Annotated in this window: 26 protein-coding genes and 1 pseudogene; 14 read left to right on the top strand and 13 right to left on the bottom strand. The window is 41.7% G+C overall.

Translation table 11 applies throughout. The features are described from left to right. Positions 1-36 precede the first annotated feature (36 nt). Complete coding sequence (locus tag C3F22_RS01110; protein WP_104425698.1) at positions 37-1338, bottom strand: hypothetical protein; 1302 nt, start codon at positions 1336-1338, stop codon at positions 37-39. Positions 1339-1498: 160 nt separating this feature from the next. Between C3F22_RS01110 and C3F22_RS01115 the strand changes: the two genes are divergently transcribed. From C3F22_RS01115 to C3F22_RS01125, 3 genes are all read left to right on the top strand, one after another. Beyond that, a complete protein-coding gene (locus tag C3F22_RS01115) occupies positions 1499-1996 on the top strand; it encodes a YcxB family protein (RefSeq protein WP_104425699.1) in 498 nt (165 codons plus the stop codon). Between the two features lie 26 nt (positions 1997-2022). Continuing rightward, on the top strand, positions 2023-2664 hold the full coding sequence (locus tag C3F22_RS01120; RefSeq protein ID WP_104425700.1) for a fumarylacetoacetate hydrolase family protein: 642 nt from the start codon (positions 2023-2025) through the stop codon (positions 2662-2664). Between the two features lie 258 nt (positions 2665-2922). After that, the gene (locus tag C3F22_RS01125; RefSeq protein ID WP_104425701.1) at positions 2923-3861 is read left to right on the top strand and encodes a DMT family transporter; all 939 of its coding nucleotides are present in this window, start codon (positions 2923-2925) and stop codon (positions 3859-3861) included. A 131-nt stretch (positions 3862-3992) separates the two neighbouring features. Here C3F22_RS01125 and C3F22_RS01130 read toward each other — a convergent pair whose 3' ends face one another. Then, entirely contained in the window at positions 3993-5240 is a 1248-nt protein-coding gene (locus C3F22_RS01130) for a YihY family inner membrane protein (protein WP_104425702.1), read from the bottom strand. A 113-nt stretch (positions 5241-5353) separates the two neighbouring features. On the opposite strand from C3F22_RS01130, the gene wrbA reads away from it, so the two are divergent. After that, positions 5354-5950 carry an NAD(P)H:quinone oxidoreductase gene (wrbA, locus tag C3F22_RS01135; RefSeq protein WP_104425703.1) on the top strand — a complete coding sequence of 199 codons (597 nt, stop codon included), beginning with the start codon at positions 5354-5356 and terminating at the stop codon, positions 5948-5950. 51 nt (positions 5951-6001) lie between these two features. Here wrbA and C3F22_RS01140 read toward each other — a convergent pair whose 3' ends face one another. Continuing rightward, the gene (locus tag C3F22_RS01140; protein WP_171284709.1) at positions 6002-6400 is read right to left on the bottom strand and encodes a hypothetical protein; all 399 of its coding nucleotides are present in this window, start codon (positions 6398-6400) and stop codon (positions 6002-6004) included. Between the two features lie 836 nt (positions 6401-7236). Between C3F22_RS01140 and C3F22_RS01145 the strand changes: the two genes are divergently transcribed. From C3F22_RS01145 to C3F22_RS01155, 3 genes are all read left to right on the top strand, one after another. Further along, entirely contained in the window at positions 7237-7614 is a 378-nt protein-coding gene (locus C3F22_RS01145; protein ID WP_104425705.1) for a hypothetical protein, read from the top strand. Next, positions 7608-8810, top strand: coding sequence for a CsgG/HfaB family protein (locus tag C3F22_RS01150; protein WP_104425706.1), 1203 nt, complete (start codon positions 7608-7610; stop codon positions 8808-8810). The genes C3F22_RS01145 and C3F22_RS01150 overlap by 7 nt, the downstream gene beginning before the upstream one ends. Before the next feature lie 86 nt (positions 8811-8896). Then, positions 8897-9571, top strand: coding sequence for a hypothetical protein (locus C3F22_RS01155; RefSeq protein ID WP_104425707.1), 675 nt, complete (start codon positions 8897-8899; stop codon positions 9569-9571). A 283-nt stretch (positions 9572-9854) separates the two neighbouring features. Here C3F22_RS01155 and C3F22_RS01160 read toward each other — a convergent pair whose 3' ends face one another. The 3 genes from C3F22_RS01160 to C3F22_RS01170 all read right to left on the bottom strand — a co-directional run bounded on the left by C3F22_RS01160 (position 9855) and on the right by C3F22_RS01170 (position 12074). Next, a complete protein-coding gene (locus C3F22_RS01160; protein WP_004786836.1) occupies positions 9855-10430 on the bottom strand; it encodes a xanthine phosphoribosyltransferase in 576 nt (191 codons plus the stop codon). Positions 10431-10520: 90 nt separating this feature from the next. Further along, positions 10521-11180 (bottom strand): DUF3108 domain-containing protein, encoded by a 660-nt coding sequence (locus tag C3F22_RS01165; protein ID WP_373683638.1) that lies wholly within the window; start codon positions 11178-11180, stop codon positions 10521-10523. A 207-nt stretch (positions 11181-11387) separates the two neighbouring features. Beyond that, positions 11388-12074, bottom strand: a complete 687-nt coding sequence (locus C3F22_RS01170) for a hypothetical protein (RefSeq protein ID WP_004786832.1) — start codon at positions 12072-12074, stop codon at positions 11388-11390. Between the two features lie 262 nt (positions 12075-12336). Between C3F22_RS01170 and C3F22_RS01175 the strand changes: the two genes are divergently transcribed. Next, positions 12337-13194 (top strand): energy transducer TonB, encoded by an 858-nt coding sequence (locus tag C3F22_RS01175; protein WP_171284737.1) that lies wholly within the window; start codon positions 12337-12339, stop codon positions 13192-13194. Here the strand turns inward: C3F22_RS01175 and C3F22_RS01180 are convergent. The 5 genes and pseudogenes from C3F22_RS01180 to miaB all read right to left on the bottom strand — a co-directional run bounded on the left by C3F22_RS01180 (position 13191) and on the right by miaB (position 17230). Continuing rightward, positions 13191-13592 carry a hypothetical protein gene (locus C3F22_RS01180; protein WP_104425710.1) on the bottom strand — a complete coding sequence of 134 codons (402 nt, stop codon included), beginning with the start codon at positions 13590-13592 and terminating at the stop codon, positions 13191-13193. The two genes, C3F22_RS01175 and C3F22_RS01180, sit on opposite strands and share 4 nt — an antisense overlap. A gap of 157 nt (positions 13593-13749) precedes the next feature. Continuing rightward, positions 13750-14049: pseudogene (locus C3F22_RS01185) on the bottom strand (antibiotic biosynthesis monooxygenase family protein). A 91-nt stretch (positions 14050-14140) separates the two neighbouring features. After that, positions 14141-14623 carry an rRNA maturation RNase YbeY gene (ybeY, locus tag C3F22_RS01190; protein ID WP_104425711.1) on the bottom strand — a complete coding sequence of 161 codons (483 nt, stop codon included), beginning with the start codon at positions 14621-14623 and terminating at the stop codon, positions 14141-14143. Between the two features lie 34 nt (positions 14624-14657). After that, a complete protein-coding gene (locus C3F22_RS01195) occupies positions 14658-15734 on the bottom strand; it encodes a PhoH family protein (RefSeq protein ID WP_104425712.1) in 1077 nt (358 codons plus the stop codon). Between the two features lie 38 nt (positions 15735-15772). Beyond that, on the bottom strand, positions 15773-17230 hold the full coding sequence (gene miaB, locus C3F22_RS01200; protein WP_004786821.1) for a tRNA (N6-isopentenyl adenosine(37)-C2)-methylthiotransferase MiaB: 1458 nt from the start codon (positions 17228-17230) through the stop codon (positions 15773-15775). 334 nt (positions 17231-17564) lie between these two features. On the opposite strand from miaB, the gene C3F22_RS01205 reads away from it, so the two are divergent. From C3F22_RS01205 to C3F22_RS01230, 6 genes are all read left to right on the top strand, one after another. Then, positions 17565-19499 (top strand): lytic transglycosylase domain-containing protein, encoded by a 1935-nt coding sequence (locus tag C3F22_RS01205; RefSeq protein WP_392390338.1) that lies wholly within the window; start codon positions 17565-17567, stop codon positions 19497-19499. A 34-nt stretch (positions 19500-19533) separates the two neighbouring features. Then, a complete protein-coding gene (locus C3F22_RS01210) occupies positions 19534-20172 on the top strand; it encodes a ribonuclease I (RefSeq protein WP_171284740.1) in 639 nt (212 codons plus the stop codon). Between the two features lie 172 nt (positions 20173-20344). Further along, positions 20345-21331: a malate dehydrogenase gene (locus C3F22_RS01215; RefSeq protein ID WP_004786815.1), complete on the top strand. Its 987-nt coding sequence runs from the start codon at positions 20345-20347 to the stop codon at positions 21329-21331. 177 nt (positions 21332-21508) lie between these two features. Further along, the gene (locus C3F22_RS01220; protein ID WP_104425714.1) at positions 21509-21787 is read left to right on the top strand and encodes a DUF2789 family protein; all 279 of its coding nucleotides are present in this window, start codon (positions 21509-21511) and stop codon (positions 21785-21787) included. Between the two features lie 46 nt (positions 21788-21833). Beyond that, entirely contained in the window at positions 21834-22097 is a 264-nt protein-coding gene (locus tag C3F22_RS01225) for a DUF2789 family protein (protein ID WP_005233812.1), read from the top strand. A gap of 116 nt (positions 22098-22213) precedes the next feature. Beyond that, on the top strand, positions 22214-22471 hold the full coding sequence (locus tag C3F22_RS01230) for a DUF2789 family protein (RefSeq protein WP_104425715.1): 258 nt from the start codon (positions 22214-22216) through the stop codon (positions 22469-22471). A gap of 71 nt (positions 22472-22542) precedes the next feature. Here the strand turns inward: C3F22_RS01230 and C3F22_RS01235 are convergent, their stop codons facing one another. Further along, positions 22543-23070: a hypothetical protein gene (locus C3F22_RS01235; RefSeq protein WP_104425716.1), complete on the bottom strand. Its 528-nt coding sequence runs from the start codon at positions 23068-23070 to the stop codon at positions 22543-22545. Positions 23071-23141: 71 nt separating this feature from the next. Next, complete coding sequence (locus C3F22_RS01240; protein WP_104425717.1) at positions 23142-23744, bottom strand: 2OG-Fe(II) oxygenase; 603 nt, start codon at positions 23742-23744, stop codon at positions 23142-23144. Positions 23745-23768: the final 24 nt, after the last annotated feature.

Here is a 23768-nt window from a genome sequence, read left to right on the forward strand (position 1 = left end):
ATTTTTCATATAAAAAACCAATAATTAGAAATAAACTTAAGATTTTAATTTTTGCTGTACTTTTAAGGCATAGACGGTATTGCCACCAACTGCCGGCAACATGTCATGATAGGGAAGGCTGCGCATGGCTTTCAGTAAAAAAGGCGCCTGATCATGAATTTTCATGGAACTGGTGATCTGGAATAGCGTTCCCTGAGATTGTGGCAAAAGCTTCATTCCACCTCGTACAAATTTTAAATCTCCGCCATTGGCATAGAACTGGTTTTGTAAGGTATTTGGCTGTTCAAAACGCATTTTAAAATTAAAGGGAATCTGAATGACGCCCAAGCCGACTGATACCTTGTAGTTGGCATCAATACTTTGCGGATCGACTGGGTTCAGTTCCACTTTTTTGATTTGTCGCGGAAAGAGTTTTTGGCTGGCCTGAGCCGATAACCAGGGCTGCAACTTCTCAGTTGGATGCGAGAAATATTGATAGGTAGTACTGAATCTTAGATTTTCTGAACCTTTACCGGCCTTGACCTGATAATTCGGCAAAATAAAACTGACGGGCTGTCCTGATTTTTGACTAAGCTGGGCAATTTTCTGAGTTTGCTGATTACTGAGCTGAACTTGAGGCACTGCCGTATTTAAAGCTATAGCGGAAGAATATTTAAAACGCTGCTGTAAAGCTTCAAGCAGAAAGGCATTGGTGCCGGCGGGAATACCAAGTTTGGCTTCAGGCAGGGCATTTAGAATCTTGCTAAATAGAAAACCTTGTGGCTGGTTCAGATCGCCCCATTGCGTCACTGTCACTAAGGTTTTATTGGGGCTTAGTGCAAACCATTCTAGCTTTCCGGCCCCATAGGGAATTGGCGCATCCAGAATTAGTGTGCTGATACTGTTATTTTCCAGATGATGCTGCATTACCACAGTTTCTTTAAAGTTTAAGACTGGGATTGGAGTGGGAATATGCACCTGATATTTGACTTGTTGAATGCTACCTTGCTGTTCAATTACTTTGGCGGATTTCAGGTTCGGAAACAGGCCGACATAATTCGGATAATGTTGCAGTAATTTTTCGACTTGTGCTTCGGATGCAGGCAAGACTACAGCCGCACTATAAAACTGGGATTTGCTACTAGAAGCCGTTTTAAAAGTCGGTAGATGGGTTTTGCTGGCAGGATGCGCATAAATCAGGATACGCTCGCCAGTGAGTTCGGCCAGTTGCTGAGAATTGCCTTGAAATACATCAAGACTGCTTGGCAGATTAGGGGTCCATGGCGTTATTTTTGCGAAAGCCGGTGAGATTGCAAATAAGGTACTACTCATCAGCAAATAGGGGATCAATCCTTTCATCCAATATCCTATTGTATGTTTTTTGTTTTAATGATGATTTATTTAAAACTAAATTCAGTTATTTCCAAAGCAAAGTTATGTAATTGATAGCATAAGCCAAGAGTTTTAAGCATATTTTGATATAGTATGGATCAGGATTTTATATTTTTGATGTAATGCTATGACTGAGTCAGCACCGACTTTATCCACCCGTTATTATCTCACTCTAGAAGAATCTCAGGATGGATTTGCCCTGGCCACTTTTGGCAAAAAACAGATTTCACGCTTTCTGACGCCTTTGGTTAGCATCGGGATTATTATCTGGGGCTTCTCAATGGGCCTGAATGGGGTTGGCCGTTATTATGTGGCATTGGGTGCCTTCTTCCTGATTTTACAGGGCATCATGCGCTACTGGTTCCTGCCGATGATGTTTAAGCGCCAGTTTGTAAAATACCAGTTTGGGAAAAGTGAACAGGGCATTGACCTGTTTCAGGACTATGCAGAAATTTACAATAACGGGCGTAGCAAGGTCGTGCATTATAATGAAGTACAGAGTTTTGCCATCGGCAAACTGACCTATATGCTGGAACTGAAAAACCGTACAGTGGTAATTGTGCCAAAACGTGCCTTTAAAGATGGTACTGAGCAAAGCATTTTCGAAAATACCTTCAAGAAATAAGACAGATCAAGAACAGGAAAGAGATCATGAGTACACGTCCATCAAAAATTGTTTGTGTCGGTCGCAGTTATGCTGACCATGCCAAAGAGCTTGGAAATGCGGTACCTGATCGTCCTGTGCTGTTTATCAAGCCACCGAGTGCTTTGACATCACTGGATGCTGGTATTGAATGGAATCCGGACTGGGGCAACTGTCATTATGAGTGTGAACTAAGTTTGCGTATTGACCGTACCTTAAGCAAGGAAAATGATCCTGCCAAAGTTTTGCAGGCAATTGGCGCTGTGACTTTAGGTCTGGATCTGACCTTACGTGATCTGCAGGATGACCTAAAGAAAAAAGGTCAACCTTGGGAACGGGCCAAAGCTTTTGATGGTTCTTGTATACTCGCAGACTGGGTGCCAGTAGGCGCTGTGATTACTGACTGGAAAGATATGCATTATACGCTGGAGATCAATGATGAGCTGCGTCAAAAAGGCGATACAGCTTTATTGATTTTTGATATTGCAACTTTATTGGCAGAAATTAGTCAGGTATTTACACTGGAAGAAGGTGATGTAGTGATGACCGGTACACCAGCAGGGGTGGCAGCCTTACAATCGGGTGATCAATTGAAAATGACCCTAAAAGGCCAAAATCAGGATTATGTCTGGACAACATTTGTAAAGTAAGACCGGATTTTTGAGATCAAGGAGCCGAAGGGCTCCTTTATTTTGTTTAGAAAACTGTAATGAGCAAGGGATAATTTATCAGACTGATCAGACGCGGTTCCCATTCAGTTTCTAGATATAGATTGGGTAGCATCTAAATCGTTTTTTATGCATCACTCTTTTTGCCTGAATCACCCCATCGTGTGTCTATTTTGAAGTATATCTTCTACTTCTAACAGTTTTAGTATGTAGCGGCTCCAATCAAGAACAGGAATATATTTGAATCATCGTCAGGCACTAGATGTCAAAGCATCTGCCATTATGTTTGTACTATGTATGTTGTGGGGTTTGCAGCAGGTCGTGCTGAAATGGGCGGCCAGTGATATTTCTGCCCTGATGCAAATTGCATTACGTTCAGCCTTATCTGCACTTATGGTTTATCCTTTAATTCAGCAGAGTGTGCGCCGTCAGCTTTGGAGTGCACGATACTTGTCTGCGGGTTTACTGGTGGGTGTGCTGTTTGCCGCTGAATTTTATCTGGTGGGTGAGGCGCTGCGTTATACCTCAGCTTCGCATACCATTGTCTTGCTCTATACCGCACCGATTTTTGTGGCTTTAGGCCTGCACTGGAAACTGCCGGCGGAACGTTTGTCTCATGTACAATGGAGCGGAATTTTCCTTGCTTTTAGCGGTATTGTGGTGAGTTTCCTGCTGCGTCCGCAGACAGGATCTGCTCTACAATCTCATGCTTTATGGGGAGATTTTCTGGCGCTGCTGGCGGGCGTATTCTGGGCAGCCACGACCGTGAGTGTGCGTCTGAGCTCACTGGCTGAAGCGCCTGCGACTCAGACCTTATTCTATCAATTGCTGATCGCTGGCATGGTGTTATTGCCTTTGTCCTTTTTGACTGGGCAAGCCAATATTCAATGGACAACTTTGTCGATTTCCAGTCTGATTTTTCATACGGTGGTGATTTCCTTCGCCAGTTATCTGATCTGGTTCTGGATGCTAAAACATTATCTGGCTTCACGTCTTGGGGTGTTTTCCTTTTTAACCCCAGTATTTGGCATGCTGTTTGGCGTATTGATTCTAAATGAACATATCGAGATCAATTTTATTGTCGGGACCTGTATGGTGATGCTGGGCGTGATTCTGGTGAGTTTACAGGGATGGTTAAAGAAACCTGAGCCTCAGATCAAGACTCAGACATCTATATAAAAAACCGGTCAATGAAAATGACGACACTTAGTTTTTAGATAAGTATAGCTTTAATGAAAGCAAGGACGATTATTTGCTGAAAATCAAATCAATCTACTTAAATTTAATCCTCTCAAAAGAGAGGATTAAATTTATTTACTGCGGAACAGTTCTGATAATGGAAAATTGAGTTTTTCTTCCAGAAACTGATCAGTTTCATTCAGTTTAGGTGAGAACTTTTGCATCCAGAGATCATCAGTATGCACATAAGTCAGATGCTGTTTGCGCGGTAAAGGATAAGGAAGCTGTAGATAAAAATTCCAGAAGCTGACCTGATCCAGATCGCGTACCAGCACATATTCATTGTCATCTGTACGTTTAATCAGATTCTGTTTTTCAAACATGCTGACATAGCTTGGCCAGCGTCCAATTTCATCCCGTCCTAAAACTTCCAGTGCCTGTGCTTCACTGACACTTTCACCAGTTTTCTGCTTTTTATAAAACAGTTCTAATAGATCCAGTAACATGACGATCGGATGACGCTTATTGTCCTGTCCAGATTCGAATGCAGTCAGGGCATAGCTGATTTCCACGCCCAACAATACAATAATCCAGGACAGGTAAATCCAGAGCAGGAAAATAGGGACAGCTGCGAAAGCGCCGTAAACAATTTCATAACTGGTAAAGTTTGACATCAAAAAGCCGAACAGGTTTTTCAGCAGCTCAAATACGATGGCACTAAACAGGCCGGCAATAAAAGCAGATTTGAGCGGTACACTGCGATTGGGAATAGTCCAGTTCAGAATAAAAAAGCCAAGCACGGTCAGAGAAAAAGATATTACCCAGAGAATAAAGGCGCCATCCAGTTCATAACCGGCAAAGTTATTACTGAGAATATTCATGGAGGCTAAAGTAGAAGAAATCACAAAGGCGCTGCCCAGCAGAATTGGACCGAGTGAAATAATAGTCCAGTAACGCATAAAACCGATAATGCCACCGCGGGTTTCAGTCACACGCCAGATCCGGTTAAAGACCGTTTCGATGCTACTGAGCATCAGTACTGTGGTGATGAATAAGAAAAGAATACCGATAATAGTTAAATTGCTGGACTTCTCCGTGAAGGCATTGAGCGCTTTATCGAAAGCAATCGTTGTTTTAGGTAAAAAGTTACTATAAATCAGCTGTTGGAGCTGTTGTCGTGCCGGTTCCAATGCCCTGATTGAAGAGATAATGACCAGAAACACGGTCAGCATTGGAACTACAGCAAACAGGGTGGTATAGGTCAGTGAACCGGCCTGCTCACGACATCGGTCAGCCTCAAAACGCCGTAGTACAAATAAAATAAATTGAAACCAGTGTTTTTCATAAAAAGGTAACTTCTTTAAATATTCAACGATCATGCGCTTTCAATCTCAATTTTTTTATTCATCATGAATTTTCATTCTTCAGCTTACCCAAAAAAGTTGCGAAATACCGTATAGTTTTATTTTTTTAAGTAATGAATAAGAACTTTATGCAACCTTATGTCCTTGTTTTATATTACAGCAAATATGGCTCAACCAAAGAAATGGCACATCTGATTGCGAATGGTGTTGAAGCAGCAGGGATGGCTGTAAAAATTCGCACTGTTCCAAATATTGCGACGGTGGTGAAAGAAGCAGAGCCGAGTATTCCGGTAGAAGGCGATATCTACTGTACTTTAGATGATCTTGCCCAGTGTGCTGCTTTGGCATTAGGTTCACCCACCCGCTTTGGGAATATGGCTTCAGAAATGAAATACTTCTGGGATCAGACCACCAGCTTATGGCTGAATGGTGCTTTGCATGGTAAGCCAGCCTGTGTTTTTACCGCGTCAGGCTCAATGCATGGCGGACAGGAAAGTACTTTACTGACGATGCTACCGCCATTGTTTCATCATGGCATGATGATCATGGGATTAAGCAATGCGACACCAGCTTTGTCTAATACTAAAAGTGGTGGCACGCCTTATGGCGCAAGTCATGTGAGTGGCCCACGACATGACCAAGGCTTAAGCCAGGATGAGAAAATTTTGTGTGAAGTACAGGGTAAACGTCTGGCCGAAGTTGCTTTAAAACTCTATCAGGCTTAAGAAATTAATTAAAAAAGGAAATGAAGAATCAGCTTCATTTCCTTGATTTTACTAATCTTCTTTTTGATCTTTTTGATCTTTTTGATCTTTTTGATCTTTTTGACTGAATCTATGTTTGCAATTCAGACACTGATAATCCAGAAACAGATTGCGATCTACAGAAACACCTGCTTTTTTACCTAAGAAGTTTCCGACCACGCCACCAGTAATGCCTACGCTGATTGCGCCTACGAAGGTTCCAACTGTGCCGCCTACAATTACCCCTAAAGGACCTGCGACTGTTCCAATGGCAGCACCAATTGAAGCACCAGAGGCTGCACCACCTACTGTACCGGCAGTGGCACCAGCTGAGGTCATTAAAATACCACCAATTTTTTTCAGATTCTTTTCGTGATCGCGTAGCTCAATTTCCGTTGAACCACATTTAGGACATTGCATAGGATTTTCCATCAGCGATTAGTATTTATTCATTTTAAGCAAATGTGTGATATGGAATCTTACTTAGACCAGCAGCTATCCAACACATCCGGCTCAACAGTATGTAGGTTCTGAACATTGAAGTCAGGAACATTACATACCAATTTGATTCTAGTGGAATTTTATTCAGAGAAGTTTAGCTGAGTTGTAAATACATGCCTTTTCCACTTTTTATAATTTTTTACTCTATGGGGCGAGTGATATGCAGGGCTAAAGTATCAATGCACTTTTTTTATGGGTTTTAGGCGGGTATTTCTTTGTTTGAATAGTTTTGAGCCGTAGCTAAATATAAGAATAAGTCCGTGGTCATGCGAACATATAAAGACAATTGGTATAGTAGTACGAAAAAATATCTATAGAACAGAATTTCTTTATAAATGCCTTTCAGGGTAATTGATTAATTATATTTTATTTAATATGTGATATTTATTATTATTTTTAGAAATGCTAATAAAATAAAAATTTACGACTTTATAAAAATAAAAAGGAATGGGATATTAATTCTTTTAAGATTAATTTTTTATTAATTTAAATATTTAAAATATATTATTTAAATCAAGTTTATTAAATGAATTTTATATTCTTTATTTTTCTTAATAATGTTTTCTTACAAATCACAAATTTTAAACAAATTTATTTATTTTTAATAAAAACATAAACTTAATTTTTTATTTGAAAATAAAAAATATGTGAATACGGATAATTTCTTTATTTTATTTTTTTATCTGATTAAATATTTTTTAGATAAATTAGATCTTATTTAAAGTAAAAAACTAAATAAAGATTTTGAATCAGAGGATATTAATATTATGAGAATATTGGCGATCAATATGGGTTTAATTTGTTTATGTTTTTTGAGTAACGCTTATGCAACCTCAGATGAGTGGAGTCAGCGTTGGAAAGCATCAGCAGCACGTTCTAGTGAAAATTTGGTTCAAGCAAACCTGATTGAACTTCGAGAGTCGGATTATTATTCTGGATTGGGAAAAACCACGGTGTATAGCACTTCAACTACCTCTATCGGTACGGTAAATACGCCGACTAATAATATCAATATAGAGGGTTCAGATAACAATATAGATATTGCGAGCGAGCTTCTAAATGGAGCTCCTGTAAATTCGAATACCAATCAAAATACCAAACAGTGTCCTAACTTAAGTACCAGACAGGGAGAATCAGCATGCTGAATTTTCCATCCAGAAGAAAGATTTCTTTTGTGAGCTTACCGGTGCTTTTGAGCTATTTTCTAACTGGGTGTACTGGTTTGGCACCCTCCAATAAGAAGCCGGTGAAACTGGTACAAGGACCTCCTATTACCGATATTTTTACTCCTTTTGATATGGCTTTATCCTGTTTAAAAGGACAATTACGTAATGATGTCAGCTTCTCTGTAGGTGCGATTTTGGATCAAACCGGCAAAGATGTGGTAACCAATGGAGGTAGTGGGAAAATGGTCACCCAAGGCGCTGGAGATATGGTGCAGTCTGCTTTATTTCAGGCGGGAGTTAACTTAATGAACCGACGTGATCCCCGAATTATTGAAAGTGAAGCCAAGTGGGGGATTCGTGATCCAAGACAGATTCAGGCCTCTGATTATTATGTGACGGGCAGTATTAACAGTCTGGATTTTATTCCGGGTGGTGGATTTGATATGCAGATTGCGGGTGTTGGCCCGAACTATAGTCAAACCCGTATTATGGTTGGTCTGGATTTATCTCTTACCGATACACGTACGAGTAAAGTCGTTGCGAATGTATCGCTGCAAAAGCAGATTGCTGCACAGGATTATGGTGTCAGTGCCGGGCGGTTTACTGGACGTACCTTGTTAAATGTTCAAATTGGTAAAGGAGAACGTGAGGCGACTAATTTTGCTTTACGGCAAATGTTGAATCTGGCCACTTTTGAATTACTCAGTCAGGTTGTTCCGCCTCCTGTCTTTGCTGGTTGCCGTGCACAAATACCACCTGAATATGGTCAGCTCAATCTGACACGAAGTTCTGTGGCTTTGCATAAGTACAAAAAAAGTCAGGAGCAAAATAGTATAGCGTCCAGTACTGCTGTTCAGGAGTCAGCTGCAACAGAATCTTCTTCATCCAATGAAAAAAATAAATCGACCAATTCACCGAGTAAAGATACGAAGCCACCTAAAAACAAAGAATCCGAAGTGATTCAGAATCCTGAAGCAGATCCTGAAATGAGTAAACAAGATTTAATTAAATATATCAGTAAGAAAAAAGCTTCGTCTTCTTCAGGTGTAGTAAAGAACGAAAAAGATTCGCAAGAAATGAATTCTAAAGAAAAAGAAGAGGAGAAGGTATCCATGTTGTGGGATGCCAATCCTGAAGTTATAGAAAATTACTGGTCAAGTTCTCAGCGTGATTAATTGACCAGTAAAAATGGGCTCGCTCCCATTATGAGAAAGAAATACTGAGCGAGAAGTATTTCAAAGCTAAAAAAGGAAAAACAACGATGAAAAACACGATCAAAACAATCGCTTTATCTGTCGCTTTCCTGTCTGGTGCAGGTATGGCATATGCTCAAGATGATGAAACACCAACTGAAGTAACCGTAGATACTGGTTTACAAGCGACCCTGGAGTCGATCTCTCAGCAGGTGGAAAATGGTTCTGCCTTGAATCTTGCAGTAAACACAGGTGATGTTGATGCCAGTGTCGATTTACAAGCATTAGGAGAAGTATCAAGAGAAGCACAGGATGCAATTAGTTCAATTGAAGGTACAATTGAAACTACAGCAATTGGCGCTGCGAATACAGGTAGTATTACACTAGAGCAAGGTAGCTTTAACAGTGTGATATCAGATGTATCAGATGAGACATATAACTATGACTTCAATGAAGTTACCAGTGCAACTAATAACTCAGAAACTGTAGAACAGCTCTCAGAGGTTGCTGATAGTTCAGACATTTCAGAAGTAGTGAGTACTACACTGGCGACCAACTACAGTGAGCAAATCAATGAAACTTTAAGTAATTATAGTGCAGCAAATATTGCTTACAATGCAGGTACTATTGATGCATCTGTAAGTGCAATTGCAGAAGGAACTCAAACTGCTGTTAACAACAGCATCACAACTACCGCCATTGGTGCTGTCAACAGCGGTAGTATTACTGTGACTGTCAAATAGTTTATTGTTGAAAATAAACCAAGGGTCTAACTATTGGCAGATAGTTAGGCCTCTTATTTTATAATAATATCAGTTTAAATTGTTGTTATTTGTCGGATAATAAATTCTTGAGGTTTTAGCTGTCTTGAAATTTCATAAGAAAAAGTCGGAGTACAACTATTTACGTGCAGTCGAAAATAGATAGTTTTATAGCTATGTTTTAGTTATTCCTAGCTAACCGTAATTATAAGGCGCTCAATAAAAAAGAGTGCCGAAGCACCCTTTAAAATATTCATTTGTAAACTTAATCTCGAACAAATTCGACAGTACCATTTGCCAAGGATTTCACACGCGCTAGTGATTCAACACGGTAACCTTTTTCAAGTAACAGGTCACGGCCTGGCTGGAATGATTTTTCAATCACAATCCCGATCCCGACTACTTCAGCATTCGCCTGATGAATCAAGTCAGCAAGACCCAGTGCTGCCTGACCATTTGCCAGGAAGTCATCGATCACTAAAACCTTGTCAGATGAACTGATGTGTTTATTTGAAATGGCAATCGTGCTTTCGGTCTGTTTGGTAAATGAAAATACTTTAGAACGGTATAAATCATCTTTTAACGTGAGAGACTGGTATTTGCGTGCAAAAATCACTGGAACACCAAGCTCTAAGCCTGCCATGACTGCAGGTGCAATGCCGGACGCTTCAATAGTAATAATTTTGGTAATACCAGCATCTTTAAACAGACGCGCAAATTCCTGACCAATTTGCTGCATCATAATTGGATCAATTTGGTGATTTAAGAAAGAGTCAACTTTCAAAACTTCTTCAGATAGAACGATACCTTCGGCTAAGATTTTCTGTTCTAGTGCGTGCACGGGAGAATCCTCAAGAGCAGGTGCTTTTTAAAGCAAAAGCGTATTGTAAAAAGCACCCAAAAAAAATCAAGCGAAATTCACCAAAAAACCTTAGTTCGTTTTACCGTTATAGCTGGTCAGCAATAAACCGTAAGAGGTTTTCTTGTCGACATGCGATACTTTGACTGGTAAGTAGTCCAGTTTCGGTGCTAACCAGAAAGTAGTTTCACGGCCTGGTTTGTTGTGTTTAATCACTACTTTAATGGTACTAAATGAACCATATTTGGTGCTCACCGTTTCTGTACCTTGTTTGACAAATTTACGGCCTTCCACTTCTTTGGCATCAGCAATGTAGTAATTCGATTTTAAACCACCATTTTTCAGGTCTTCACGAATCTGCAATTCAGCATTTAGCTCATCTAGTACATCTGCTCTCCAGGCAAAAGAGCGTTTTTCATCATCTTTCTTGGTACTGATCGTTTTGCTAGAAGGATTAAAGTTAATACTCATGGTGTTGCTATGCACCAAAATCTTACTGGTACGGCTGAAACTGCTTGAACCAATCTTGCCATTATTAAAAGTAAAACGGCTGGTTTCAGTCGCTGAAGCAACGCCACCTGCTTTGGCTGCAAAAACATAGGTCCAGTTATTACCAGATTTGCTCAAGGTACGGGTAGCAGAACCCATATTTTTTCCATTGTAGCTAAACTGATAATTGGCTTGGAAAGGCGCCATGGCGAAGGTCTGGGTGGATAAACCAGTAAGTACCATTGCGGTAGTCAAGCCTGCAGTCACCCCTAAAGTTTTGAATACAGTTTTCGCCATAAAGAATTGTCCTGTGTAATTTCAGATAAAATTGATCACTTTCCACTTTTTATTATTTGGTCAAAATGTGGAAAATGAAGGGAGATTTTCAATAAAAATGTATATTTCATGTATTTACTGGTGTGTTTGTTTAGACTTTGAATTACACACAGTTTAAGTCGGTTCTTTCTGTTTGATCGGTGTGACTTTATTGTCATCCATGTCGTCTTCGTCCCATTTCTCTTCTTTTTCCTGAGAAAGCTTTCTGAACAGGGCAGCAAGATTCACATTACCGATCACCACCAGTTCAGCTTCGCGAAGTACGGCGTGATTTACATGAACCTTACCAAGCGTCTCAATCACCGAGCGGTTTTTGCCTAACCAGCGATTCAGATCCAGATGCAATAAATCATCTTTTACTTTAATGACACCGAGTTTTTCCAGAATCATGCCAAGAGGGTCCTTATTCAGCACGCGCTGATAGAAAAACAGGGCGAATCGTACCCCCAGTTTATAAAAGACATTTGGGTATTTGGCTTCAATCAACTGGGTATCACTGATCTGTTCAAATACAATGAGCTGCGTATTCTTATTCAGCTCCATTTGCACCAGTTTTAAATCAACCGATAAGGTCACGTTCAGACCTTTATAGTCCAGCGTGGCATAGAGTCGTAACCAGTCATCATGCAGATCGGCATGCAGATCTTTCAGCATGGAAACATTGTCAGTGACAAAACGTTGAAATGTCGCATTCAGGAAAACTTGAGACAAAGGAAATTCGCGTTCATCCTCAATAAATCCTTCCGCCTTTTGATATGCCTGGCGAATTTTATTAGAAATATTGGAAATTAGCGTTTGCATCTTTAAGCGTCCTGGCAACTATATGTTTTAATTCGAAGTGTATCTTGTCGAATTGTATAAAAAATACAAGAGTTTCAGCTTGCAGTTTAGCAAAATAAATAGCACCATTTTTAGGGTTTTAGTTATCTAACGTTGAAGATTTGATGGGTTTGGCATTTTTAAAACAAAAATGCAAAGCCGTTTATTTTTTAATTTTTAAAAATGCTGTTTGGGGGATGAACTCAAGTCTGGGTTCGTAGCGATGAGATCAACCATGATATTAATGCCTCTGGTCAAAGCCTGGTGGAAAGATCCAATTTTTAATAGCGCCGTATTTGCAGCTGTTATTTTGCACGTAATTTTTCTCACGCTGGAATTTGGTATGCCACAAGATCAGGAGAGCATGACCAAAGAAATTGCAGTCAGTATTCGTCAAACTGATGAAAAAATTGAGCATGCAGATTTTCTGGCTCAAACTGACCAGCAAGGTTCAGGTAAATTTCGTGAAGCACATCGTATGTCGAGCGATATGCCTGCACCGTTGATGGAGCAAAAGACCGGAGAAGAACAGCAAGAAAGTCCGGACATGTTGCAACAACAGCGCGAATTAAGCTTTGAAGAAAAAGTACTGATGACGACTTTAAGCTGGCAAAAACAGGCGGAAGAAAATCAGCGCAAAAAAATGCAGGAACAGTTACAAAGTCAGTTTCAGGCCAAAGCCGCTATGGTAGCCAGTCTGGAAGCCCAATATCTGCAACGACAACAAAACTTCAGTCGTCAGCAAAAAATTAAAACCGTAGATGGCATCCAGTCCAAACAGGATGTTTCTGCAGCTTATCTGGAAAAATTCCGTCAGAAAGTGGAGTTCTATGGTAACCGCTATTATCCAGACGCGGCCAAACAGCAGAATCTGGCAGGAGAGGTGCGCTTGATGGTGATCTTGAACCAGAACGGCGGAATCCGTGCAATTCGCTTAATTGACAGTTCAGGGCATAATTTGCTAGATGAAGCTGCAAAATCTTCAGTACGCAAGGCAGCACCATTCGGAGCATTTGATGCCAAGATGTCGGATATTTCCGAGCTGAGAATTATTCGAACCTGGCGCTTTGATCCGGCTGAAGCAGAGTTTGAGGTGCGTTAATCGGGACGCTTCGCCTGTATATAACTACCTTGCTGAGTTCCATCATCCCAAACCACATTTAAATGGTTTTCATCTATGGCTAGATATTTGGGAAATATCATCAAGTCCTGGTACTTTGGATCTGCTTTTAAGCCAATACACTCTTTATTTTGCCACCATGTTCCTTCGGCAAATTGATCCAGAGCACCATAGGCCAGATACCATTTAAAGGTACCATCTGCTTGTAACAGCAACTCCGAACCTAATTCCATAACTCCGTTTAAATAATAATGGCCTGCCCATGAGCTTTGGTTCTGTTGAAATTTAATTTTTGGGCACATGGGAATTGAGTGGGCATAAAGTGATGAACACAGCCAGGGAGAGAAAATAAGTAATGCAGTCGAGAACAATCTTTTCATTACGTTCTCCTAAAATTTTTGAAGCACAGTTCTTTGTTAAAGTTCATTATGTGCTTATGTATTTCTGGAAGAAATCATGAATGCGTAAGCAGATATTTTTTAAAACTCTGTATCTAAGAACAGATCAAGAAAAAAATAAATAAGGAACGATGAGTATTTAATTTAAATGTGCATCATAGCGCCGTAAAACTTCACAGACTTCCACGCTGAAATATGTATACCAGCTATTTTTCCCTAGCTCTTGAGCAGCCTGATGTTCAGCATCTGCATGCCAGGCGCGAATATCATGAAGACTGTTCCAGTAAGAAAGCGCAATTTCCTGAGTACCTTCGGTTAAGGCTTCAAAATACTGGCAATGAAATTGTGAAAGGGCTCTTTCTCTCATTCGCTGGGCTGTTTCAAAATAACACTAATCTAATTCTTTAATTCGCGCTTTGAAAATCACGACATATTGCATAGTGATTTTTATTTTATTTCTTTAATTGAGCTTATTATGAAGTAAATAAAATAAAAAAAGCGAGCCTTAGCCCGCTTTTAAATGTTGATTTTTAATCTCTTTCCAGATAAGGATTAGCAATACCCAGTTTGTCCATAATCTCGATCTCAATGCCTTCCATTTCTTCAGCATCTTGCTCTGAAGTTTCATGATCATAACCCATCAGATGCAAAGTGCCATGTACCAGCATATGGGTGAAATGGATCAGTGGAGCTTTGTCCTGTTCAGCAGCTTCACGCAGCACTACTGGAATACAAATCACCAGATCACCGATTGGGAAAGCATCCAGCACCTGTGCCATTTCATCTGGAAGTTCACTTGGAAAAGACAAGACATTGGTGGGTTTATCCTTGCCGCGATATTCCAGATTAAGTTTATGACTTTCATCATTATCGACACAAGCAATGCCAATTTCACAATCACTTTGGGTACCGATATGGCGCAAAGTGGTTTCTACAACTTTTTTAATATAGGCACGTTTCAGCACCAGTTCTGGTGACTGAAAGTCCTGTTGCAGGGAGAGACTAAGTTTCAACGTGAATCCTTAAAAATTAAATAACAATGCAGCGTTAATGCTGTGCATCAGCCGCAGCATCATTCTCAGCGATCAAGGCTTCCTGACGGGCTTTACGCTCGGCACGAGCTTCTGCGCTTAAACGCTGCTGTTCACTGTCCCAGCCTTCGTAGGCTTCAACAATTTTTTGAACCAGCTGGTGACGCACGACGTCACGAGAATGGAAACGGGTAATATGAATTTCAGGGATTTTATCAATCACACGTAAGGCATGAGCCAGACCAGACTGCTGACCACGTGGTAAATCCACCTGAGTCACGTCACCGGTAATCACTGCACGTGAACCGAAACCTAAACGGGTCAGGAACATCTTCATCTGTTCAGGTGTGGTGTTCTGGGCTTCATCCAGAATCACAAAAGAATGATTCAGAGTACGACCACGCATATAGGCGAGCGGTGCAACTTCAATAATCTGACGTTCGATCAGCTTGGCCACTTTTTCGAAACCAAGCATCTCATACAGGGCATCATAAAGGGGACGCAAATACGGATCGATCTTCTGGGTTAAATCCCCTGGCAGGAAACCAAGTTTTTCACCCGCTTCGACCGCAGGACGAACCAGTAAGATACGCTGGATTTCATTACGCTCCAGCATATCTACAGCAGCTGCAACGGCGAGATAGGTTTTACCGGTACCTGCAGGGCCAATACCAAAGGAAATATCACTTTGCAGAATACGCTGTACATAACGTTTCTGGTTGGCACCGCGCGGATTGATCCGGCCTTTGCGCGTCTGCAGCCAGACATTGTCCAGACCGGTATGTTCCTGTTCTTCCAGGTTCTCCTGGAGTTCACGATCGGTCTGGCTACCTTGAATCATCATATGCAAGGTATCTGCACTGATCTGCTGGCTGTGTTCAGATTCTTCATGAAGACGTTGCAAGAGCATTTCGGCTCTCTCAACGGCATCGATTCCACCATCGATAAAGAAACTTTCACCTCGGTGGGAAATTTTGACGTCTAAACGTTGTTCAATTTGTTTCAAATGACCGTTATAGGCACCTAAGACGGCTTGTAAATGGTCCATCGAAATTCCAGGAAAAGCTACTGTACGTCGAATCGTTGCAGTCAAGAGTGTTCCTTTTAGAAGTGTACGTTATATGCTCTACATTACGCCACGTCAGGCTCAAGATTCAAGAGTTCTCCGTAAACTAAATTTAAAGTTTTAATTTCGGTAATCTCGATCTCCGCAAAGCGTCCTACCCACGATGCATCACCAATAAAGGTAACATAACGGGTATTGTCTGCTGTACCGACCAGAACGTTCGGATCTTTATCAGAAACTTTCTCAACCAATACGCGCTGGACTGTACCGAGCATAGCATCTGTTTTACGAATACTGGACTGTTTAATCCAGTCCTGCACTTTGGCCAGACGCTCTTTTTTCACCTGTTCAGGTGTCGTATCTTCCAGCTCTGCGGCAGGGGTGCCTGGACGTTTTGAATAAACAAAACTATAAGAATGGTCGAAATCCAGATCCTGAATAAACTGATAGGTTTCTTCAAAGTTTTCATCGGTTTCGCCCGGGAAGCCGATAATAAAGTCTGAAGATAAATGCATGTCTGGGCGAACTTTACGTAACTTCTCGATTTTCTCGATATACACATCAATGGTGTGGTTACGTTTCATCGCCTGCAATACGTCATTAGAACCGCTTTGTACCGGCAGATGCAGATGCGACACCATCTGTGGCAAGTCACGGTAGCACTGAATCAGATCATCATTGAATTCCAGTGGATGCGAAGTGGTATATCGAATACGGCCAATGCCCGGAATTTCTGCAACCAAACGTAACAGATCGGCAAAAGTACAGATTTTTCCGTCGAAGGTTTCACCGCGATAACCATTTACGTTTTGACCGAGCAGCGAAATCTCACGCACGCCTTTTTCTGCTAAGCCAGCAATTTCAGCCAGAACGTCATCCAGCGGGCGAGATACTTCTTCGCCACGTGTATATGGAACTACACAGAAAGAACAGTATTTTGAGCAGCCTTCCATGATCGAAACAAAGGCTTTATAACCTTCAACACGCGGTTCAGGCAGAAAGTCAAATTTTTCGATATCCGGGAACGAAATATCGACCAGTTTGATTTTTTCTTTTTTCGGTTTTTCGACCTGCTCAAAATGCTGGTCCAGCATTTGCGGTAAACGGTGCAAGGTTTGCGGACCAAAAATCATGTCCACATAATTGGCACGTTTCTGGATATTGTCACCTTCCTGAGAGGCCACACATCCGCCGACACCAATAATCAGGTCAGGATTTTTTTCTTTCAGCTTGCGCCAGCGGCCCAATTCTGAGAATACTTTTTCTTGTGCCTTTTCACGGATCGAGCAGGTATTCATCAGCAGAATATCCGCTTCTTTAGGATCGGTGGTCAGCACATAGCCGTGGGAATCGCCCAGCAGATCTGCCATACGGTGACTGTCATACTCATTCATCTGACACCCTTGCGTTTCGATATACAGTTTTTTAACTGAACCATCGATGGCTGGGGTGTGCGCTGGCTGGGTGACAGTGTTTTCTGAGGCAGCTGGGGCACCATTCGGAATGAAGGTTTGAACCGTCATGTAGGCTCCTACAAGGTAATACGTCGAAAGAGTGAACGAATAACCTGTTTGCATAGGCAAACGGGTAAATAAAAATTCAATTCACGTTCTGAAATCTTTAAAAGGCGCATATTTTAGCAGGAAAGTCGCTTAAACTTATAGCCTAAAATGCGGCTGGGAAAATATTGATTTATGGACAAAAAGTGACTGAAAATTAATATTGTCTAATCATAAGGTTACATAAGTGAACAATACAGTGGGTTATAATTTTCCGGCTAACTCTTATGATAGGCAACAGGGGCTGGGCGAAAACTCGATGATAGAAGGCAAATTGATGTTTAAACACACTAAAAATATGAAGAAATATTATAAATTACTAAGCTTGAGTGTGGCGTGTCTCTGTTCAATGAGTGTGCAGGCAGCAGAAGAACAATTTAATGATGCCTTACGCGCGGCAAATGCTGGAAATATCGGACAATTACAACAATATCAGTCTGCCATGCAAAATGATGTCTTGGGCTATTATCCTGAATACTGGATTCTGAACCAGAATCTTGGCTCACAACCTGCCAGTCAAATTATCAGTTTCGCCCAACGTTATCCTCAGTCGGCTATGGCAGAAAAACTTGCAGCCGATTATGTCGAAGAAAAAGTCAAAATGGCTGACTTTTCTACTGCGCAACCAGTTCTGCAATATGTCACCAATGCCGATCCGGCTGAAGCCTGTGCAGTTGCACAAGTCCGTGCCAAAAGTGGCGATCAGCTGGTTTATGCTGAGTTTAAGGATGTTTGGCTAACCACCAATTCTCAACCTGAGTCTTGTACAGGCTTGGGACGCATGATGTTATCCAGTCCGCTTATGACCAATGAAGACCGCCAGCAGCGTTTATGGGTGCAATTACGTGCTGGTCAGTCTGGACAGGCGATTGCCACTGCACAAGGTTTAGGGCTTAACCTGTCTCTGGCTCAGCTCAATACGATTCAGGCCAATCCAACCAATTATTTATGGTCAGCCCCTAAAAGTACTGCCGCTGATCATGCCTATCTGATTTATGCGTTGGGGCGTCTGGCAGATAGCGATCTTGATTCAGCAATGTCCATTGTAAAACGTACTGCTGAAGGCACACCGGTACAAGTACAAAAAACACTATTCAGAACTGTGGGTTATATCGGCGGCACTACGGTAATGAAAAATAACTTCAACCGTGAAGTGCTGAACTATCTGGATGCCAGTTATGGTTTGCCATTTAGTCCGGAAGAAGCCGAAATTTATGCCCGTCAGGCGATTCGTTTTAGTGCCTGGGAAAGTCTGATTCGTGCCATTGATGCCATGAGCGTGAACCAGAAACAGGAAGACCGCTGGCAATACTGGCTGGCACGTGCCAGTGAACAGCGCACAGATCGCGCTTCAAAACAGGCGGCAGAAAGTATCTATAAAAAACTGGCAGTCGGTGAGGATTATCATAACCTGCTAGCACGGGATAGATTAGGCCAGTTAACGGCTTCTACACCGAACTCGGCACAGCCATCCAGTCAGGCCATGCAACGTCTGAATCAGGATATTCATTTCCGCCGTGCTTTTGCCTTGCGTAATATTAATGCGCCAGAAAATTATATTAACCGTGAATGGAACTGGGCAGTTCGTCAGGCTTATTTAAGAAAAGATGACGATTTACTGTTGGCAGCAGCCAAACGTGCGATGGATATGGGCTGGTATGACCGTGCCATTTATGCAGCAGATCGTACTGCGGACAAGCATAATTACAACTATCGTTATCCGATGCCACATCAGAATTATGTGGTGAGTCATAGCCGTAATGCTGGCATTGATGCCGCTTGGGCTTATGGTTTGATGCGTCAGGAAAGCCGGTTTAATACCGGCGCACGCTCTCATGTAGGCGCTGGTGGTTTGATGCAGATCATGCCGGACACCGCCAAACTGGTCGCTCGTCAAATGGGTGAAGCCTATAACCCGGCAGCCTTAACTGATATGAACACCAATATCCGTTACGGAACTTACTATTTATCAACAATTCAGCGTCAATTGAGCAATAGTCCAGTACTGGCTACAGCAGGTTATAATGCCGGCCCGAACCGTGCCCGCCGTTGGCAACCCGAATTCCAAAGTATTGCTGCGGATCAATATACCGAAACCATTCCTTTACTGGAAACGCGAGATTATGTGAAACATGTCATGACGAACGCGACATATTACGGTATTTTATTGGGACAGGGCGCACAATCGGTCGGTAAGCGTATGCAAGCCATTCCGTTACGTAATACACCATAGCATTCAAAAAATCTAAGGGAAGGATAGTTTGTTGATCAAGGGAATAAGGGGTGCTCAAATTTCTGCTGGATGGGCTGCGCTTTTATTTTTAGCAGCAAGTCCAGCTGCCTTTGCACTGCCAACGGGTTATGTCATGGACATCCAGATGGTACCGGCACTTTGCAGTCTGGATCCGGCCTACAGTAAAAAAAGAAAATGTCTTGAAGGTTATTCCCTAAATATTTCCGGTCTCTATCCTCAAACCACATCAACACATTGCACTACTACCAGTTCTGCGAAGTTACCGCCTTTGCAGGCTAAAGTGGTGGCCCGTATCATGCCGGATGAAAATACCCGCGCATTGCTCTGGCATAATATTGGTGGTTGTATTCCGATGAATGCCACGCAGTATTTTCGTACCGTGATCAATCATGCTGATCGTCTGAAAGTTCCTGAAGAACTTACCGAGCAGGAAAGTCATACCGTTTCCATTGATATGCTGCGTTCCAAATTTCTGAAAATCAATCCGCAACTGCCTTCAACAGCATTGCGCTTTAACTGCCATCAGACCCGCGCATCCAGCCTGCTGACCTCCATCCAAGTCTGCTATAACGCCAATGGGGGTTATAAAGGCTGTCCTGCAAACATTATTAATACATGCCCAAAAACTGTCAAAATAAAAGGGACATACTAAGCTTTTTAGTCAAATTAATTTATATTTCCTATCATACTTTTGTTGAAATCCATTCTCTTTTACATGCATCTCGAAGAGGATTGGAGTACAATCTTTGCCGTTTATGATTATTAAGATTAGATAGAACAGCTATTTAATCATTATGACGATCCTCTCAATTGGAGATAATTACATGAAGCAACCTGTTCGCGTTGCCGTTACTGGCGCTGCTGGTCAAATTGGTTACAGCCTATTATTCCGTATCGCAAGCGGTGAAATGCTTGGTAAAGACCAACCAGTTATTCTTCAATTATTAGAAATTCCTGTTGAGAAAGCTCAGCAAGCGCTTAAAGGCGTAATGATGGAACTAGACGACTGTGCTTTCCCATTATTGGCGGGCATGATCGGTACTGATGATCCTAAAGTAGCTTTCAAAGACGCAGACTATGCTCTATTAGTTGGTTCACGTCCACGTGGTCCTGGTATGGAACGTGCTGACCTGCTTAAAGTAAACGGCGAAATCTTCATTGGTCAAGGCCAAGCACTGAACGAAGTTGCTAGCCGTGACGTTAAAGTTCTTGTTGTAGGTAACCCTGCGAACACTAACGCTTACATCGCAATGAAATCTGCTCCAGATCTTCCAGCGAAAAACTTCACAGCAATGTTGCGTCTTGACCACAACCGTGCGTTAACTCAACTTGCTCAAAAAGCGGGTGTTGCAGTTTCTGACATCGAAAACATGACTGTTTGGGGCAACCACTCTCCAACAATGTATGCTGACTACCGTTTTGCTAACGTAAACGGCGAAAGCTTGAAAGACAAAATCAACGATGCAGCTTGGAACAAAGACGTATTCCTTCCAACTGTTGGTAAACGTGGTGCTGCGATCATCGAAGCACGTGGTCTGTCTTCTGCTGCTTCTGCTGCGAACGCTGCAATCGACCATATGCGCGATTGGGCTCTTGGCACAAACGGCAAATGGGTAACTATGGGTATTCCTTCTGACGGTTCTTATGGTATTCCTGAAGGCGTAATGTTCGGTTTCCCTGTAACTACTGAAAACGGTGAATACAAAATCGTTCAAGGTCTTGAAATCGACGAATTCAGCCGTGAACGTATCAACGTTACACTGAACGAGCTTGAAGAAGAGCGCGCTGCAGTTGCTGACATGATCAAATAATTTAATCTTTTTAAGATTAAGTTAAAAAAGCACTCCATTGGGGGTGCTTTTTTATTGCTATTTCTAAAAAATTTAAAGAACAAAAAATAACATCTTGTGAAGGAGGGACAACTGAACTTTGCGAGTGGCTCATCTAGTTTAATAAGAAGAATCATCAACAAAAGAGGAGGTACTGAGATGTTAGAGCAGCGACCTACCATGGAACTTTTTTTTGAGCAACTCGGCTTGGATTCAAGCCCGGAAGCAATCGATGAATTTATCAAAACCCATCAGATTGGGATGGACGTCCCCTTACATAAAGCTCCTTTCTGGACCAAAAACCAACATGATTTTCTGATTGGCCACTGGAAAGAAGATGATGATTGGGCAATTTTCGTAGATGTACTCAATGAGCAATTGCATATTGAGGCAGAGGGCAGTGGTTCTTGTGATCTGCCTTCTTTTAAGCATCAATAATATTTTCAAATCAATGAACTGATTATTTTTATGATGGAGTGAGCGAATGGTATTAGAACAGCAAGTGACTTTAGAATTATTATTTGAGCAATTAGGCTTGCCTGCTGATGAAGCATCAATTGATGAATTTACCAAAAATCATCAGCTACCATCAGACGTGATTTTGCCGGATGCAGATTTCTGGAATGAGGGGCAAAGCGCTTTTCTTCGCGAACACTGGCATCAGGATGATGAATGGATTGTAATCATTGATAAACTGAACCAGCTTTTACATGTCGAAAGTGATAAAGAAGGCCCTGAAAGCAATTAAAGTTTCTTTATACAAAAAGACACAACAAAACCTAGTCCTTTGACTAGGTTTTTTTTGTCTTATCTTATAAGTTAGTCCTATAAATAACTACAATATATCTGATATAAGGAGGGCATATGCTCGGGAAGAACCAACCATCCTTAGAACTGTTATTTTCTCAACTCGGCCTGGCTAATAGCCCGGCGGCAATTGAGCTTTATATACGTACTCATCAGCTACCTGCCCATATGTCATTGCATGAAGCACCGTTCTGGAATAAAGCGCAGCGTTCGCTGTTAATTAGTCATCTGGTACAGGATGATGACTGGGCAATCTGGATTGATGAACTGAATCAGCAATTGCATCTGGATGCAGATCGACGCCGTCTGGCTTGAGTCAATTAAATTAATTCATAAAAAATGCCTCATCAATGTGAGGCATTTTTATAAGAACAGATTTCGTTGTTTTAATGCATACGACTACGCAGAATCTGAATAAACCATTCCAGTTGACGATATTCATCAAATGCCGGATGCTGGCCTACCAGTTCATGGTCAAACTGGGCCGTTTTGCTGTATTTATTTAGCCAGTGACGAGTCATGGCAGGTTCTTTCTTACTGGCAGATGCATAAGCCAGAAAGAAATAAATGTCCGCATGCTCATAATTGGTCATTGGTTTTAGAATCTGCTGGGTAATGAGCGCATAACGATTTTCTTTGGTCAGCTCAAAGTAGATCATATAGGCTTTGGCCAGATGCAAAGACAGGTTAATATACAAATCCAGTGGCATTTCTTCAAATTCAATCCGGCCTTGCTCCAGCAGAACAATCGCTTCTTGCAGGAAATGCACCTGCTCTTGACGTAACTGGCTAATAGTCACCAGTTGCAAACGAAGATCCGCCCGTTCAAGCGCCAGCTCAGGCGTATTGCCATTTAAAAACAGCTGATCTGTTTCACCAATGCGTGCAATGATCTCTTTGGGGGTTGGTCGCATGAACGCAGTCCTCATATCTCAATGATTGCTATATGAGGCTGAAAATTGAAATTTAAAGCGTGGAAAAAGGATTAGAGCAAACAGGTATCACTTCTTAACCAGGCGGTGATTGATAAACGTTGATGTTTGGCTTTTAAAACTTCATGCATTAAATCACTTTGGAAGAAGGCAATACGGTTTGGTTTAGGCTGGATAATATGCCATTGATCATTTTTATCCTGCAGATGTAGTTCGCCGCCCCAGTTATCTTGCCAATCATCATGCAGATAATAAACCGCAGAAATCATCCGGCCATTTTTGCCTTGAGGATTATCGCGATGCAGGGCATAGAACTCACCCGCGTTATAGCAGGCAAAATGGGCTTCCACATCTTTAATGCCGAGGAAGAAAGCGCGGTTCAGCTCATGGCCTAAGGCCTGTAAGGTTTGCACATGCTGGTTAGAAATTTTCAGATCTTCATTGAGCCAGAGAATGTGGTCACTGCGGATATTGCTGACTACGCCATTCTGAATGGCTGCATCACGAAAGCGTTCCAGATTACTGGTACATTCAGCAATCAGCTGTTCAACATAGGATGGGGCATAAGCATTGTCGATCATGCTAAAACCATGCTGATCTAGATCATCAATAATCTGATCAACTGGCCAGGTTGCCGGGAGTTGAACTGCTTCCATAGAAACTCACCTAGAAGGGTAAAT

This window comes from Acinetobacter sp. ACNIH1, assembly GCF_002934695.1.
In the GTDB taxonomy this organism is placed as follows: Bacteria; Pseudomonadota; Gammaproteobacteria; order Pseudomonadales; family Moraxellaceae; genus Acinetobacter; species Acinetobacter variabilis.

Bases quoted from the DNA above. Each gene is read 5' to 3' on its own strand.
- C3F22_RS01205 (WP_392390338.1), top strand. From the start codon at position 17,565: ATGAAGAAATATTATAAATTACTAAGCTTGAGTGTGGCGTGTCTCTGT.
- C3F22_RS01155 (WP_104425707.1), top strand. From the start codon at position 8,897: ATGAAAAACACGATCAAAACAATCGCTTTATCTGTCGCTTTCCTGTCT.
- C3F22_RS01140 (WP_171284709.1), bottom strand. From the start codon at position 6,400: ATGGAAAATCCTATGCAATGTCCTAAATGTGGTTCAACGGAAATTGAG.
- C3F22_RS01225 (WP_005233812.1), top strand. From the start codon at position 21,834: ATGGTATTAGAACAGCAAGTGACTTTAGAATTATTATTTGAGCAATTA.
- C3F22_RS01235 (WP_104425716.1), bottom strand. From the start codon at position 23,070: ATGCGACCAACCCCCAAAGAGATCATTGCACGCATTGGTGAAACAGAT.
- C3F22_RS01175 (WP_171284737.1), top strand. From the start codon at position 12,337: ATGCCTCTGGTCAAAGCCTGGTGGAAAGATCCAATTTTTAATAGCGCC.
- wrbA (WP_104425703.1), top strand. From the start codon at position 5,354: ATGCAACCTTATGTCCTTGTTTTATATTACAGCAAATATGGCTCAACC.
- C3F22_RS01115 (WP_104425699.1), top strand. From the start codon at position 1,499: ATGACTGAGTCAGCACCGACTTTATCCACCCGTTATTATCTCACTCTA.
- C3F22_RS01165 (WP_373683638.1), bottom strand. From the start codon at position 11,180: ATGGTACTTACTGGTTTATCCACCCAGACCTTCGCCATGGCGCCTTTC.
- C3F22_RS01110 (WP_104425698.1), bottom strand. From the start codon at position 1,338: ATGAAAGGATTGATCCCCTATTTGCTGATGAGTAGTACCTTATTTGCA.
- C3F22_RS01180 (WP_104425710.1), bottom strand. From the start codon at position 13,592: ATGAAAAGATTGTTCTCGACTGCATTACTTATTTTCTCTCCCTGGCTG.
- miaB (WP_004786821.1), bottom strand. From the start codon at position 17,230: ATGACGGTTCAAACCTTCATTCCGAATGGTGCCCCAGCTGCCTCAGAA.
- C3F22_RS01120 (WP_104425700.1), top strand. From the start codon at position 2,023: ATGAGTACACGTCCATCAAAAATTGTTTGTGTCGGTCGCAGTTATGCT.
- C3F22_RS01215 (WP_004786815.1), top strand. From the start codon at position 20,345: ATGAAGCAACCTGTTCGCGTTGCCGTTACTGGCGCTGCTGGTCAAATT.
- C3F22_RS01220 (WP_104425714.1), top strand. From the start codon at position 21,509: ATGTTAGAGCAGCGACCTACCATGGAACTTTTTTTTGAGCAACTCGGC.
- C3F22_RS01150 (WP_104425706.1), top strand. From the start codon at position 7,608: ATGCTGAATTTTCCATCCAGAAGAAAGATTTCTTTTGTGAGCTTACCG.
- C3F22_RS01170 (WP_004786832.1), bottom strand. From the start codon at position 12,074: ATGCAAACGCTAATTTCCAATATTTCTAATAAAATTCGCCAGGCATAT.
- C3F22_RS01145 (WP_104425705.1), top strand. From the start codon at position 7,237: ATGAGAATATTGGCGATCAATATGGGTTTAATTTGTTTATGTTTTTTG.
- C3F22_RS01230 (WP_104425715.1), top strand. From the start codon at position 22,214: ATGCTCGGGAAGAACCAACCATCCTTAGAACTGTTATTTTCTCAACTC.
- C3F22_RS01130 (WP_104425702.1), bottom strand. From the start codon at position 5,240: ATGATCGTTGAATATTTAAAGAAGTTACCTTTTTATGAAAAACACTGG.
- C3F22_RS01240 (WP_104425717.1), bottom strand. From the start codon at position 23,744: ATGGAAGCAGTTCAACTCCCGGCAACCTGGCCAGTTGATCAGATTATT.